This is a genomic window from Chthonomonas sp., assembly GCF_035294165.1.
Lineage (GTDB): Bacteria > Armatimonadota > Chthonomonadetes > Chthonomonadales > Chthonomonadaceae > Chthonomonas.
In genome coordinates this window covers 1-13344 of sequence record NZ_DATGLN010000061.1, presented here as the reverse complement: position 1 = coordinate 13344, position 13344 = coordinate 1, and the positions used below count along the sequence as shown (strand labels likewise).

Annotated in this window: 14 protein-coding genes; 5 read left to right on the top strand and 9 right to left on the bottom strand. The window is 55.2% G+C overall.

Translation table 11 applies throughout. The annotated features are described in order from the left end of the window. Positions 1-297: 297 nt before the first annotated feature. Positions 298-1032 carry a hypothetical protein gene (locus tag VKV29_RS02820; protein ID WP_324199782.1) on the bottom strand — a complete coding sequence of 245 codons (735 nt, stop codon included), beginning with the start codon at positions 1030-1032 and terminating at the stop codon, positions 298-300. A gap of 300 nt (positions 1033-1332) precedes the next feature. Here VKV29_RS02820 and VKV29_RS02815 point away from each other — a divergent pair, with 300 nt between their 5' ends. The 4 genes from VKV29_RS02815 (at position 1333) to greA (ending at position 4892) form a co-directional block, all read left to right on the top strand. After that, entirely contained in the window at positions 1333-1728 is a 396-nt protein-coding gene (locus tag VKV29_RS02815; protein ID WP_324199781.1) for a DUF2089 domain-containing protein, read from the top strand. A gap of 32 nt (positions 1729-1760) precedes the next feature. After that, complete coding sequence (locus VKV29_RS02810) at positions 1761-3197, top strand: DUF4097 family beta strand repeat-containing protein (RefSeq protein ID WP_324199780.1); 1437 nt, start codon at positions 1761-1763, stop codon at positions 3195-3197. Between the two features lie 15 nt (positions 3198-3212). Then, a complete protein-coding gene (locus VKV29_RS02805) occupies positions 3213-3785 on the top strand; it encodes an SHOCT-like domain-containing protein (protein ID WP_324199779.1) in 573 nt (190 codons plus the stop codon). A gap of 189 nt (positions 3786-3974) precedes the next feature. Beyond that, positions 3975-4892 (top strand): transcription elongation factor GreA, encoded by a 918-nt coding sequence (gene greA / locus VKV29_RS02800; protein WP_324199778.1) that lies wholly within the window; start codon positions 3975-3977, stop codon positions 4890-4892. A 51-nt stretch (positions 4893-4943) separates the two neighbouring features. On the opposite strand, the gene VKV29_RS02795 is transcribed toward greA, so the two are convergent. The 8 genes from VKV29_RS02795 to VKV29_RS02760 all read right to left on the bottom strand — a co-directional run bounded on the left by VKV29_RS02795 (position 4944) and on the right by VKV29_RS02760 (position 12737). Beyond that, complete coding sequence (locus tag VKV29_RS02795) at positions 4944-5432, bottom strand: flagellar basal body-associated FliL family protein (RefSeq protein ID WP_324199777.1); 489 nt, start codon at positions 5430-5432, stop codon at positions 4944-4946. A 37-nt stretch (positions 5433-5469) separates the two neighbouring features. Next, positions 5470-6375, bottom strand: a complete 906-nt coding sequence (locus VKV29_RS02790; protein ID WP_324199776.1) for a flagellar motor protein MotB — start codon at positions 6373-6375, stop codon at positions 5470-5472. Further along, positions 6372-7154, bottom strand: a complete 783-nt coding sequence (locus VKV29_RS02785) for a flagellar motor protein (RefSeq protein ID WP_324199775.1) — start codon at positions 7152-7154, stop codon at positions 6372-6374. The genes VKV29_RS02790 and VKV29_RS02785 overlap by 4 nt, the downstream gene beginning before the upstream one ends. A 33-nt stretch (positions 7155-7187) precedes the next feature. Beyond that, positions 7188-7445, bottom strand: a complete 258-nt coding sequence (locus VKV29_RS02780; RefSeq protein ID WP_324199774.1) for a flagellar FlbD family protein — start codon at positions 7443-7445, stop codon at positions 7188-7190. A gap of 69 nt (positions 7446-7514) precedes the next feature. Next, complete coding sequence (locus VKV29_RS02775) at positions 7515-9653, bottom strand: flagellar hook-basal body complex protein (protein WP_324199773.1); 2139 nt, start codon at positions 9651-9653, stop codon at positions 7515-7517. Positions 9654-9798: 145 nt separating this feature from the next. Continuing rightward, on the bottom strand, positions 9799-10230 hold the full coding sequence (locus VKV29_RS02770; RefSeq protein ID WP_324199772.1) for a TIGR02530 family flagellar biosynthesis protein: 432 nt from the start codon (positions 10228-10230) through the stop codon (positions 9799-9801). A 9-nt stretch (positions 10231-10239) separates the two neighbouring features. After that, a complete protein-coding gene (locus VKV29_RS02765; protein WP_324199771.1) occupies positions 10240-10653 on the bottom strand; it encodes a flagellar hook assembly protein FlgD in 414 nt (137 codons plus the stop codon). A 29-nt stretch (positions 10654-10682) separates the two neighbouring features. Further along, positions 10683-12737: a flagellar hook-length control protein FliK gene (locus VKV29_RS02760; protein ID WP_324199770.1), complete on the bottom strand. Its 2055-nt coding sequence runs from the start codon at positions 12735-12737 to the stop codon at positions 10683-10685. Between the two features lie 274 nt (positions 12738-13011). On the opposite strand from VKV29_RS02760, the gene VKV29_RS02755 reads away from it, so the two are divergent. Continuing rightward, a partial coding sequence (locus VKV29_RS02755) for a TIGR04255 family protein (protein WP_324199769.1) occupies positions 13012-13344 on the top strand: 333 nt, incomplete at its 3' end.

Below are 13344 nucleotides of genomic sequence, written 5' to 3'. Positions count from 1 at the left end.
CACGAGACCCGCTTCCGCGCAGCATTTGCGGAACATCTGCACTTTACCGCTAGGGGTCAACTGTCGCACCACTTCGGGCTTGCGACCGCAAAAGCGACATAGCTGCTGTTGGGCTTTCGACTCTAAGCGTGCGGCAACGTTTGTCTTAGATGTGTCTTTCTTCTTGGCCATACAAAAGGCTCCTCCCTTCAGATTTCTCACATAGAGGCATCAGAAACATTATACCCTATCTTATGCGAGAAATAGGCCTCTTAAGTTCCTCCAAACACGGCCGAGTTCCCTTGTTTTCTCTTTAGGTTAGGAGATGGGCACATTCGTAGAGGTGAGGATCGCATTAAGCGTTATCGTGTAGGTATTTCCGTCGTTTGCAACAGCGGTAATTGTGCCCGATAGCTTAATAGGAGCGTCTCCCATCTCAGGCGCGTACCATATTGTCTCGTTGACGTCGCTCGACGAACTGGCGTTGGATATGTAGTTGATCTTCCAACAGGCGAACGTGCCTAGCGCAGTAGATACGTTCTCTGTGCCCACAACGGTAAAGCTATCCACTTCGGATATGCCGGAACTTGTGGTGGTCTGTTGATCGATCGAGAGCGCATTGCTCCATACGGCCGGAGCGGCGATGATGGAAGGATTGAGGGGGTCCACAGTGCCGTTTTGAACTCTGGCCAACGCGATGACATCCCCGCTAGAATCGCTGCTGTCGATCTCCTGTCCGTTGAAAGCGAGTGTCTGTCCATTGCTCAGGTTAAGGGTATAGGCAATGTTGCGCAGCAGCACACTGGCACCGTTGTAGTCGGCTTGACTAAACCCCAGCATGAGAGTGCCGGTGAAGCTATAGCTTACATTGGTTCCGATGCCCTGCAGCTTGCCGGAAAGCGTGTAGTTATAGGTATCCCCTGGTAACGGGGAACGGAGATGGGTGGCCGGAGAGGTTCCTCCACCGGAGTAGACAGGGCCACCTCCCCCTCCCCCGCATCCGATCAAAAACGCGGTGCCGATCAGCATCAATAGCACATTTAGCATACGCATCCTTGTTCCATCTCCTTTCTTGCTGAGTGTAGATGGAGGTTTTGAAGCCGACACTCGATAGCAGAACCGTGTAGCGACTTCTATTTGAATAAATGCCTAGCAAACTTAAAAAGCGGAAAACTTGCCCTAAAATTCGCCCATCAACAACAATGCACGACGAGGAGCATGCTTAGTAGAGAGACCCCGCTTTAGAACTTTCAAGCCTTAACTAAGAAATTCTGATCTCGAATGCCCGTAGATTTGACTTTTTTTGAAACCTGGTGTAGAATAGAGCCGTAATCCTCTGGTAAGGAGGGATGAATGGCGGGTCTACTTACCCGTTGCCCCGTTTGTGGCGGCAGCTTGCACGTGGCCGAACTGCACTGTACTCGGTGCCAAACGAGCGTGCGGGGGGCCTTCGACGGCTGCCGGTTCTGTCGGCTCGCCGAAGAGCATCTGCGGTTCATCGAAACCTTCCTGCGCTGCGAGGGCAACCTAAGCCGCGTAGAGCGAGAGCTGGGCATCTCCTATCCCACCGTGCGCAATCGCCTGCAGAATGCCCTTGCCGCCTTAGGGCTTCAAGGAGGAGATTCCGCTGCGGAAAGCCTGCCCTCCGCCGCAAGCGTTCGTGCACAGCGCCTCGAGATTCTCGAAGCCTTAGAAAACGGTGAGATAGACGCCGAAGAGGCGGCAGAAGCGTTGCGTCAACTCATTTAGGGACACAAATTCCCTTAGAAAGGAGCCTTGAGATGGATGAGAATGTCATGCGAGTTCTAGAGCTTCTGCAGGAGGGCAAAATTACCGCCCAAGAGGCCGAAATGCTTATCGCTGCTTTGCGCGGCAGCAGCAAAACCACAACCTCCTCAGAGACCTCTAAAGAATCCCAAACCAAAAGCGAACAGAAAGCCGAAGAGAAGCGAACAGCCTCCGCCCAATCTCCCTTCGCCGGCCTCAGTGACCTCGGTGAACGCATCTCCAAAGCGATAAGCAAAGTGGATGTTGACAAGATCGTCGAGCGCGTTCAGGAACAGTTGCGCTTGGCCACGAAAAGTGGTGGGCGCTTCTCCTCCACTTTCGTTGCACGTATGCGCACTTGGACGAAACCAGGAGAACTGCGGCCGGAGAACGAGAGCAACTTGCCGGAACGTAAAGAAACCCACCAACAGGAGTTCTATCTCGCGCCAGGTGCGAGTGTCTCAGTAGAAAACCCACTCGGCGATGTGAAGATCACCGGCGTTGCCGATGCGCCCGCGAAGGTGGTGGTAGAACGCACCGTTTGGGGACCCAACGAAGTCGAGCTTAAAAACCTTCTCGAATCCATCGAGGTCGCCATCAGTGGCACCGACTCGCGCCTCGAAGTGCGCATAAATGCACCAGAGGACTTCGAGCAGGGCACGGTAGACCTTGAGATCACCGTTCCACGCGCGCTTGGGACTACCCACGTAAAAACGCGATTCGGCGATGTGGAGATAGCCCACGTGGATGGTGCCGTAGAGGTTATTACAGACTCTGGCCAAGTAACACTCGAAGACATCGGCGGCAACGTGCGCGCCCAAACCAGCTCCGACTCCATTCACCTTAAACAGATTCGTGGTACGGCCTCGGTGGCCACAAAGAGCGGCAATATCGAGGCCTCCAACGTAGAAGGCGGCCTTGTGGCCAACACGGCAAGCGGCGATATACGTGCCAAAGCCATTGAAGGCGAACGACTTGAATGCAAGTCGGTCTCCGGCGACGTGCGTGTGGAAGAGGTAGGACAACGAAGCCCGATGGACATCGTCTGCGAGTCGATTAGCGGCCAGGTGTACCTCAACAACGTTCATGGACAGATAGCCCTCAAGATCGTCTCCGGGAACATCTTTGCCCACATAGGTCGCTCAGAGAGATTCCAGGCGCAATCGGTAAGCGGCGACATCTCGGTAGATTTTGAAACGCCTTTCTCCGGAGCGCTTCAAGCAAGCACCGTTTCTGGCGATGTAGATATCTGCCTACCGACCGAGAGCCATCTGCGCGTCACGTTAGGAACTATCTCCGGTACCCTCCGCTGCGAGCACGATGCCCATGAGGTAACCGCAACCGAAACCCTCTGGACAGGAAAACTCGGAGAGGGCACGGGAACCCTCAATGTCCAAACCACATCGGGCGACGTGCACATCACCCGAATACAGCACGGAAGCCCAGCATAGGGAGGAGTTTTAGCGATGCCAGAGACGGAGAAAGAGCGCATTCTACGGCTTATTGCCGAGGGCGTGCTCACGCCCGAAGAGGGCGCCCGCATGATCGAGGCGCTTCAGCGGGTGCAGCAGGCCCAACCCACGACATCGAGCACGCCCGAACCTCCTAAAGAAAAGCCGAAAACCAACGATCGCCAAAACTTTCAGAAGGTGGAAATACCCCGCCCGGATGGAACGCACGAAACCATCGAGGTGCCACCTGCCTTGGTGCCTGCCGTCATGAAGGTGATAGGCGCCTATATGAAAGAATCGGCAAAAAGCGCCGCAAAAGACGCTTGGGGCGGCTTTAAGGTGGTGGCAAGCCGCAGCTTAAACGATATGAAGTCCAACCTGCGCTCCCGTATTAGCGGTTCGCCCCACACGGACTCGTCGCCGAAAACGCCTTCCCCAGAAGAGATTCAGAGAAGAGAAGAGCGACGGCGCCTCCTACAGATGGTGGAATCGGGGCGACTGAAAGCGGAAGAGGCGGAGCGCATCTTTGAGCAACTCGATGCGCTCCATCAAGAAAAACGCAACGTGCCATCGGGCCAAACCCATTAGACAACTCGGCCCTGCGGCATCGGGCAAACAGAACCTTCCCTGAAAAGAGAGTAACAGGGGGGATAAAGTTGACACAGCGCCGTAACTAGGGTATTTTAAACTGAGCAGCGAATACGCCGAGGCGTTTCGCTCTTTTTGTGCGCCAAAAACGAACGACTCCCGTAAGCGCTAGAGGTGTAGAGTAAGTCCATGCCTAAAGACGAGGTCATTCTAACCGCAGAGAGCAAAAAAAAGCTTGAGGAAGAGCTTCATCGCCTACGCATAGTGCGCCCACGCGTTGAAAAGGCCACGCAAAAAGCACGCTCTTCCAGAGCTTCATCGAAAAACTCCGAATATCAGAAGGAACGACATCAACTCGCCCTCATTGACGCCAAGATTGCAGGCATTGAGGCCCTGCTAAAGAGCAAGCAGGTCGAAGACGAAGTTGTCCTAACTCCAGAAGGCAAAAAGAAGCTTGAGGAGGAACTTCTGCGTCTACGCACCGTGGAACTTCCTAAGGTGGAAGAGACTATACGACAGGCGCTTGAGCGTGGAGACCCCTTGGAAAACCCCGAACATCAGCAGGCATGGCAACAGCTTGTTTCCCTCAACGCCCAAATCGCGGGAATGGAGGCTCTGCTAAAAACCCAGGTCAAAGACGAGGTCATCCTTACCGTAGAGAGCAAAAAACAGCTTGAGGAAGAGCTTCATCGCCTACGCACCGTGGAAAGAGCGCGCATCGCCGAGACCATACGTAAAGCACGCGCCTACGGCGATCTCTCGGAGAATTTCGAGTATCAAGCGGCACGAAGAGAACAGGCCATTCTTAACGGCAGGATCGCCGAGATTGAGGCGATTTTGGAGCGGGCAAAAGTCATCGAAGTCGAACAAAAAGGATGGATAGACGTTGGCGCTAAGGTGACACTGATAAACGCGAGTGATAAAGGCCAACGGTTTGAGTATGTTATTGTAGATGCAAATTCGGCCGACCCGCTGCAGGGACGTATATCCCATAACTCTCCTATAGGCCAAGCGCTGCTCAAGCGCAAGCAAGGAGAACAGGTAGAGGTGCGCCTGCCTAACGGGCGCACTGTGGTCTACATGATTGAAGAGATCAGTTACTCGTAAAAGTTCGCCTGCCGGGTCAGCTAAAAGGCAGGCGAACGGTTCGGACGGCATCTACTGTGTGGCAAACGAGGTGAAATAGACGGCCGCCACGTCCTGCCCACCTAACGCCTCGTTGACCCTTTCTTGAATCTCCTTCTTAAGAGCCTCCTTCGCCCCCTCCTTTGAAACATCGGCCAGCGTTTTGTGGCCGAGAACCGTGATGATGGCATCCCGAATGGGGGCGGTTTTGTCTTTGGCCTCGTCCTGCGACATGTTTTGGGTCATACCCAGCGTGATGCCCGCTTTCAGATAGTGGTCATCGCTTCCACTAAGGTTCACTAAAAAGTCATCGAGCGGTAGGTAATAGGAAACCTTCAACTCTTTCTTGACCTCCCCTTTCGCCGCCCCTTTCTTGCCACTCAGCATGTGAAAGGCAAGTAGGCCAACGACCAATACGACCACTAATCCAAAGAGCAGCAAAAGGGGGCGTTTTGATCTTTTCTTTGGCGCCTCCTGCACCTCCTCAGCAGGTTGTTGACGCATTTCTGGCTTTGCTACCATAGATGTTTAACTCCTCAAAAACGATTTTTTGCTTGAATTATGGCTCGGCCACACTCCCCTCATCCGAAGGAGCAACCGAACGAGAGCGGCTTCCTAAGGAGATCGCTCCCGAAGCTGCCTCGTGTTGTTGCGGATTCGCCAGCACAGAGGACTTCTCTCCCGATGATTCTACAGGGTCCACACCACCTCTGTCGGTAATGCGGGCGATCTCTTGTTGACGCTGCATTTCGGCTTCAGCCTCTTGTTGTGTGCGCAGCAGCACGATCTCCACTCGGCGATTGCGCGCTCGATGCTGTGGGGTGTCGTTAGGATAGAGAGGGCGCGTATCGGCATAGCCGGCGGCCGAGAACCGTCGTATGGGCAAACCCTCCCGCAAGATGAGATCGCGCACCACCGCCCCGGCACGTGCGGCGGAAAGCTCCCAGTTCGAGGCGAACTGTAGGGTGTGAATGGGTCGGTCGTCGGTATGGCCTTCAACCACCACGTCGTTCGGAAGCACCCGCAACAACCCCGCGATCTGGTGTAGCAGCGGCAGGCTCTGAGGCTGCAAGGTCGCCTGCCCGCTTTTGAAGAGCAACCCATCGGTAAGCACGCTGATCACGATGCCACGGCGGTCGTTGCTCATATGGATGGCGCCCTCCAAATGGTGTTGTTCCACATATTGCCGTAACTTTTGTAAGGACTGCATGTACTGCTGATAGGTTCTCTCTGCAGCCAAATCGGTGCCGACACCAACTCCTTTTGCCGCCTTGTCGCCGTCGAAACCCTGTCTAACGGAGATCGCCATCTGTTGAAATTTGCCCCGGCTCATCACCGACATCGAATAGAGCATGAGGAAGAAGGCCATCAGCAGGGTGATCATATCGGCATAAGTAAGCAGCCACCGTTCCAGGTTCTCTCGGTGTTCGGGTTGCCCTCGGCCTCGCAACAGAGTGCGATTCATCGTCGTGCTCCTGCCAGAGCGCTCTGCCCTCGAAGCCGTGGTGCCAAATAGGCTTTTAGCTTCTCCTCCACAAGGCGTGGATTATCGCCCGCCTGAATGGAGAGAATTCCTTCCAGCATCACCTCTCGTGCAAGCGCCTCTTCTGAAGAGCGCATGCGTAGCTTATTGGCAATGGGCAAGAAGATTAAATTGGCGCTGGAAACGCCGTAGAGCGTGGCGATGAAAGCGCCCGCGATGAGCGGCCCCATCTTGCCTGGATCGCTGAGGTTGGCCAACATGTGGATAAGCCCCATAACGGTACCGATGATCCCTAACGTGGGCGCAAAGCCGCCAAGGGTAATGAAAATCGACTCGCCTGCACGATGACGTGCCTGTAAAAGCTGTATCTCCGTCTCCAAAACTCCCCGCAGAAGCTCGGGGTCGGTGCCATCAATGGCGAGACGCAGGCCACGTTTCAGGAACGGGTCATGAAGACGCCGGCTCTCCTCCTCCAGGGCAAGCAAACCATCGCGACGTGCCTTCTCGGCTAAACGCACCAACTGCCGAATAACATCCGGTAGCTCCAGTGTCTTCTCGCGGAAAGCGATGGAAAGAATGCTGGGCACCTCCATGATCTGGTTCATTCGAAAGCTGATAACGGCGGCTCCAATGGTTCCACCAAAAACCAGCAGCGCGGCGGGGAGATTAATCATCACCCGTAGCTCGCCACCCTCCATGAGCAGGGCGCCTAACAAAGCTCCCCACGCCAAAACGAGTCCGATAACGGTTGCAAGGTCCATGCTGCTTGCCTAACTCCCTTTCGTGTCGAAACCCTAGCGAGGCGATGCCGTGGTTTCGTCTTTCTCCTCTTGCTCGGCCTCCGGATGAACGATCCCTGTGCGCAAAAGCAGCGGTCCAACCTCTTGCCGATAGGCCAGGATTTTACGGCGCACCTCCTCCGGCTTTTCCAAAACGAGCACCTTCCGCCCGCTTACCATCGAGATGACGGTATCGGGCGTGCTTTCAACGAACTCGATGAGGTCGGCATTGATGTAGAGTTCGGTGTGGTTAAAACGGGTTACTTGTATCATGCTTTACTCCTTCAAAGGGGCTCGACAAGCACCCGCTTGTCGAAACCCCTTATGTCCCAGTTAGGGCACCTAGCCGCCCTGTTTCAGGTTGATGACATCCTGAAGCAGGTTATCTACGGTGGTGACGATGCGCGTATTGGCTTGGAAGCCCCTCTCGGCGATGATCAGGTTGGTGAACTCCGTTGAAAGATCCACGTTGGACATCTCTAAGAAGCCCACGTTGATCTGGCCACGTCCGCCTTGGTTGGGCACGCCCACTTGCGCCAAGCCGGAGTTGTTGGAGGCCGAGTAGAGGTTTTGTCCTTGTTTCGCCAGACCACCAGGGTTGGAGAAGATGGCGGTTGCGATCTGCCCTAAAACGCGCGTCTGGCCGTTAGAAAAGACCCCAGTGATGGTTCCATCCTGTGCAATAGAGAAGCTTTGAAGCACGCCCATCGGCGCCCCATCCTGAGAGGTGGCAGCCACGCTGGAGTTGCCGGCGATCTGGGTGAGACTACCGAAGTTGATGCTGACACTAAACGGTGCCGCTCCGTTGGTTGGGGTAACATTGACCGTTTGGTTGTTTGTGTCAATCAGGTTGCCGGAGGAGTCGAAGAAGAGCGCCTGATTGCCCGAGCTGGTGCTGCTGGAAATAACATGTCCGTTCTCCGTGGCCGTCCATTCCCACCGAGCGGCAGCATTAGAGGGCGCTCCCGAACCCACCAACGCGCGGGTGAAATTAAAGGTGATAAGATGGCTCATGCCCAAACTATCGTAGACCTGCACGGCCGTTGACCATGAGGGCTGGCCACCAGTGCGCCCATCTGCGGCTCCGGTGGTATTGGTGGTAGAGAGCTTGCTCAGGTCTACGGTAAGTGGCATACCGGCCACCACCTGCGCTCCTGTATTGTTCGGCCCATAGGTTCCTGGTGCGCTGCTTAGCTGAATGGTGTTGCCTAACACAGCACCGGTTGTGGTGTTGGCCAGCACGAAGCCTTGGCCGGGGATATAGTAGGCTTTCGATTCGTTGTTGCCTGCCACCGTGCTATCGTAGAGCGTGGTGCCCGTCGTCAAGTTTTTGATCTGCACATCATAGGCCGCCGTCGCCCCGGTAGGCACGTTCGGGCCGGTGGGGTTATAGGTGGGGTTTAGAAAAGTTGTCTGAATCTGGTAGGCGTTGCCTGCCGAGTCGTAAACGGTGGTTGTGACCGGTGCCGGGGGGTTATCCAGGTTCATGTTGCCCGACAAGCTCATGAGTGTCGAGGCGATCTTCGTCGGGGTGTTCTGCCCATTAGCGCTGGCGGAAACACTGGAGGAATCGGAAAGCCCACTGAAATCCACCGTGATCGGGAAGTTAGGCGCCCCCCCACTACCGATAACGTTGAGCACCTGCGACGACCCCAAAATCGCTCCGGAACTGTTGGCAAAAACGAACTTACCTCCCACAGCGTAGATGGTCTGGTTGGTGGTGGCACCATCTAACGTGAGAGCCACTTTCCAGGACTGTGTAGCGCCCGCAGGCACACCGGCTCCGGTAGGGTTGAACACAGGATTGGAAAAAGTAACCTGCAAGGTATGGGCGTTGCCCAGCGAGTCGTAGATGGTGGTATTAATGGCAGAGGGCGTTTGCGAAACGTCTAGATTCCCCGTGAGTTTAGCTGTCGTGGACTGTAGCGAAGAGGAAGCATCGAGATTTCCCTGAAAGATTGCCTCCGTCGTCTGCTTCACGGCCGTGAGTGTGCCCACAGGGATCTTGATAACGCTGCTTGCCGTGATGGGTTGGCTCGTATCTACCTTGCCGTTCGCATCGGCCTGATACCCCAATAACTTCACTCCGTTTGCCGGGTTCACCAGCTCGCCAGAGCTATCGAGGTCAAACGAACCGTCGCGCGTGTAGTAGACGGTGCTTCCATCGCCGACTAAAAAGTAGCCCGCTCCTTGAATGGCTAGGTCGGTGTTTTTTCCCGTCGTTTCGAGGTTTCCCTGAGTCTGTAACGTATCTACCGAGCCTAGCATAACGCCGAGTCCCACTTGGGCGGGGTTTTGACCGCCTACATTGGCTCCTGGACTTGCTGCATCCCGAATCGTCTGAGAGAGCTGATCCTCAAAAGTGACGCGCCCGGCCTTGTAACCTACCGTGTTGATGTTGGCGATGTTGTTGCCGATAACGTCAAGATCGGTTTGGTGAACTTGAAGTCCGCTTACGCCTGAAAACATAGCTTGAAGCATCTTGCTATAGAACCTCCTGTTATTGGTGAAATGGATGCGCTAAGCGCTTGTCTCACGATATATGGCTCCCCTCTATCGTTCGGGGAGTATGCTTTTCAGGCCTCCGCGGAGTCCGTCCACGGTCCGGCCTGCACGGTGCGGCTCTCTAAGCGATGACCGCACTATCTATGTTGGTAAACACGTTTTCCTTGAGATGGTCGCGATCCACCACGGTGACTACGGTGCGATTTTTAATGCTCACCACCATCGCCATGTTGTCCATGAGAATGAGCGCATCGCGCGCTCCCTTGCCCTCTGCACGCTGCACCGCATTTTGCAACCTCTCCACATGCTGAGCTTCCAGCGTGATCTGCCGCGAATTCATGCGGGTCTGGGCATGCGCCGAAAAGCGCAACCCAGGCACTTCAGGCGCTCCAACGGAACGTGTGGGTTCGAGAGGAGCGATTCCCTGCTGAGCGCGCAGGAGATCGGCAAAGGAGGTTTGTTGCGCCGTCCTTTGTTTGCTTGTACTTTCTTGAGACCTATCGGGAGTGGCAACTCCCTGTCCTACAGGCGGAACGCGAACTGGTTCAGGCATCGTGTCACCTCAAGAGACCTGTGTTATCTCATCGAGTGTTACCGATGTGTGGTTATCTAACGTCAGCGAGACCTTACTGCCGTTCCAGCTTACACCGACCACCTTCCCGCTGACCATCTGCGGGCTGTTGTTGGTATTTACCAAAGCCAGCACCGTATGCCCAAGCAGGTTGATGGCCTGTTGTTGGGTTTGCGAGTTCAATAGGTGGTTGACCCCTTCCACGGTTGAGAACTGAGCAAGCTGCGCTAGCATCTGGTTCTCGTCTACTGGCTGCGTCGGGTCTTGGTTTGAAAGCTGGGTCGTGAGCATTTGCAGAAAGGCCTGCTCGCTAACCTGTTGGTTGTTCTGCACCTGTTGCACGGCGGCGCCTATTTGAGTTGTGGCGCTGCTGGTCGTGCTGTTGGTTACTTGGCTAATAGCCATCTTCCGATCTCCTAACTTTAGGGTTGTTTTTACGCCAAGAAGTTAAGGCGAGATGCACCTGCGAACGGCGTCATAGAAAGACCGCTCATCTCGTCATTGCCTACCTCTGTCGGTTCGATGGACGAAATTTGCCCGTGGTCAACAGAGGCGTAGTTTGTCCTCGAATAACCGCTCGTCTGATACTGCATCTGCAAGGAGCCACCGAACGGAGCTGGGTTCTGTTGGCCGGTGCTGCCGGTGCTTATTTCTAACGAATGCACCTTCAGCCCTTGTGCTTCGAGAGCGGCATGTAGTCGGTGCTGTTCGTCCATAAGGGCACGTTGCACCTGGCTCGTTTCCGCAACAAGATGCGCCGTTACCCCTTGTGCGCCACTGCTAAGCGCTATGCGCAGTGTGCCTAGTTCAGGTGGGCTTAGCCGCAACGTAATCTCGCCGCGGCCCACCATCGAGCGGGCTGCTTCGAGATGCTGCACCACCTGTTGCGCTACTTGAACGCGGTCGAGTGTGCTCTGCGCAGCCCCCGCAGCACTAGGCGCGGAGATGTCCGGGCTTGATGCGCTGTTAGATTGGCTTTGCTGAAGTGATGCGATGGTCACACCTGCATGGGGCCACTGCTGCTGTGCGGCGCTGCCGTTGGCCGAGTTGCTGCTGTCTGCGCTGCCGCTCGTACTTTGCGAAGGTGGCGCCGCATCTACCGACGGTACAGTTGTCTGCATATCGGCAATGTTTTCATGGACAGTAACCGAAGAGAGAGGTTTTGTTGCGGCCTCTGTGGAGAGTGTGTTCGGGTCTATAACGCTACCGACGGCCTCATGCAGTGAAAGTGCCTTTTGGTCTTCCGGCAAACCGTTCTTGGCTCCAGCGATCTGAGCCGCCTCAGGGGCGACACCGGCGAATTCAGAAAATCCCCCGACTTTCTGAGATCGTACGCTGTTCGCCTCCCCTAACACGGCGCTGCGAAGAAGCCCCTCTTGCAGCGTTTGTGCGGGATGCGGTGCCTCCGTTCCAGGTATCGCATGAGCTTCCCCGAACTGCCCCGTATTTTGCACGGCAACCTCCAACTCCGGTTGTGAGCCGGATGCGCTCTGTGACACACCCTCCGTAAACTGCACGTAGGTGTCGTTTCCTACCGCAGCAACGTGTTGCGATGGCAAGGTGCCGTATGCAGCACCATCGCTCTGCGTTACCACGATGTTTTGTGCGCTTTCCGTGGAGACCGACGTCGTCGCCAGGATAACTTGCGTTTGAGACCCCACAGCACCCGATGTCGTGTTACCGGCAACCGCGATGGCCGTGCTGACCGACGCCCCTAAAATGGTCGTTGGAGCTGGTGTCACGTCCCTCGATCCATTCGGTGCGCTTATCTGAGTTGCGGACTTCGGAAGAGCGGAATAAGCGCTAGTCTCCGAAGCAACGGTTCTTGATGCCAACACCACCGTCAGGGGCATGGCTGCAGGCTCCCCTGCCGCCTGCTCCTTTAGCGGCAGCGGCGCGGAGGCTGAAGTTGCTGGTGTTTCGTTAAGGGTGGGGGAAATCTCCTGCTCCGAAGCCACCAAGGCAGCGAGCGCATTGGTTTTATCGCTTATGCCAGGCGTTTGTGATAGGCTGGGCACCACGCTAGTGGCTTCTGCCGCGCTGTTTTGGCCTGCAGCGTTCGGAGCGGGTTCGGCCGAGACAGTCGTTGGCGGAAGAGCCGCCACAACAGCAGCCATCGCCAACATCTGAGCCGGCGTCTGTTCCGACAAGGCAGCAGCAGCCGCATCTGGTTTTGAGTGGATCGCCTTTTCAACGGCTTGCTGGTTCGGCTCTGTCGCATTGTCGGCAGTTTGGGCATCCGCACTTGGCTTAGAGGCGTCGCCATGGACGGGCCGCTTCACCGGTAGCTGCGTTTTAGCTACTTGTTGTTTCGGCGTACCCGAATCGGCGCCGATACCTTGTGGCAAAGCTTCTTGAAGGTGGTCTGTAAAGGACGAAACGCCCGTCGCATCGCCATTAGAGCTTCCGGCCTTCGGAACAGCCGTCGCGGTGGCCTGTTGTGGCAGCGAGGGTAGAATGGTTACCACGATGGTATCACCTCCTTTCATCGTAAAAGATTCCCTCGCTTCTATTGTTGGCGTTCTCAGCGCGATTCTGCACGAATTTTTATGGGGAAAGGCGCATCACGACTACAGCAGACTAGGGTGAGATAACAGTATGCCTCTTAATTCACAAGACTGCAGACAGCTATCTAAGATGGGGCATTGGCCTTGTACGCAGCACTCTCGGCCTTGAGGGGGATATTATTGGCGACTAGGAATTGACATAGGCCGCTGAATAGAATATAATTTGACGGACTTAAATAGGCAAGTGAGTAGATAGATGCTTCTTCCGACTTATAAAAGGGTCATCTTCAAGAAAAATCCGCTGGTCAACGTAAGCTGTCATCTTCAATTTTACGAGCCTCTCGCCCTTGATGAAGCGTCCTTGAGCAAGCTTTGGGAGCCACTGCGCTCCTTCTTTCCCTATTTAAAGCTCCAAAATGCACTCTATTTTGCTTCTCTTGACGAGGCGAGCAAATTTCCGCAAACGATCCCTAGATTCGCCTCATGGTCTGCTGCTTTCCTCTCTAAGGACAACTGTTGGCAGCTCAATGTTATGTCGAATCAGTTCTCTCTGTTTTGCACGACCTACGAGCGCTGGGAGAAGTTTAGA

Bases quoted from the DNA above. Each gene is read 5' to 3' on its own strand.
- VKV29_RS02780 (WP_324199774.1), bottom strand. From the start codon at position 7,445: ATGATACAAGTAACCCGTTTTAACCACACCGAACTCTACATCAATGCC.
- VKV29_RS02815 (WP_324199781.1), top strand. From the start codon at position 1,333: ATGGCGGGTCTACTTACCCGTTGCCCCGTTTGTGGCGGCAGCTTGCAC.
- VKV29_RS02805 (WP_324199779.1), top strand. From the start codon at position 3,213: ATGCCAGAGACGGAGAAAGAGCGCATTCTACGGCTTATTGCCGAGGGC.
- VKV29_RS02820 (WP_324199782.1), bottom strand. From the start codon at position 1,032: ATGCGTATGCTAAATGTGCTATTGATGCTGATCGGCACCGCGTTTTTG.
- VKV29_RS02790 (WP_324199776.1), bottom strand. From the start codon at position 6,375: ATGAATCGCACTCTGTTGCGAGGCCGAGGGCAACCCGAACACCGAGAG.
- VKV29_RS02795 (WP_324199777.1), bottom strand. From the start codon at position 5,432: ATGGTAGCAAAGCCAGAAATGCGTCAACAACCTGCTGAGGAGGTGCAG.
- VKV29_RS02785 (WP_324199775.1), bottom strand. From the start codon at position 7,154: ATGGACCTTGCAACCGTTATCGGACTCGTTTTGGCGTGGGGAGCTTTG.
- VKV29_RS02770 (WP_324199772.1), bottom strand. From the start codon at position 10,230: ATGCCTGAACCAGTTCGCGTTCCGCCTGTAGGACAGGGAGTTGCCACT.
- VKV29_RS02810 (WP_324199780.1), top strand. From the start codon at position 1,761: ATGGATGAGAATGTCATGCGAGTTCTAGAGCTTCTGCAGGAGGGCAAA.
- greA (WP_324199778.1), top strand. From the start codon at position 3,975: ATGCCTAAAGACGAGGTCATTCTAACCGCAGAGAGCAAAAAAAAGCTT.
- VKV29_RS02760 (WP_324199770.1), bottom strand. From the start codon at position 12,737: ATGAAAGGAGGTGATACCATCGTGGTAACCATTCTACCCTCGCTGCCA.
- VKV29_RS02765 (WP_324199771.1), bottom strand. From the start codon at position 10,653: ATGGCTATTAGCCAAGTAACCAACAGCACGACCAGCAGCGCCACAACT.
- VKV29_RS02775 (WP_324199773.1), bottom strand. From the start codon at position 9,653: ATGCTTCAAGCTATGTTTTCAGGCGTAAGCGGACTTCAAGTTCACCAA.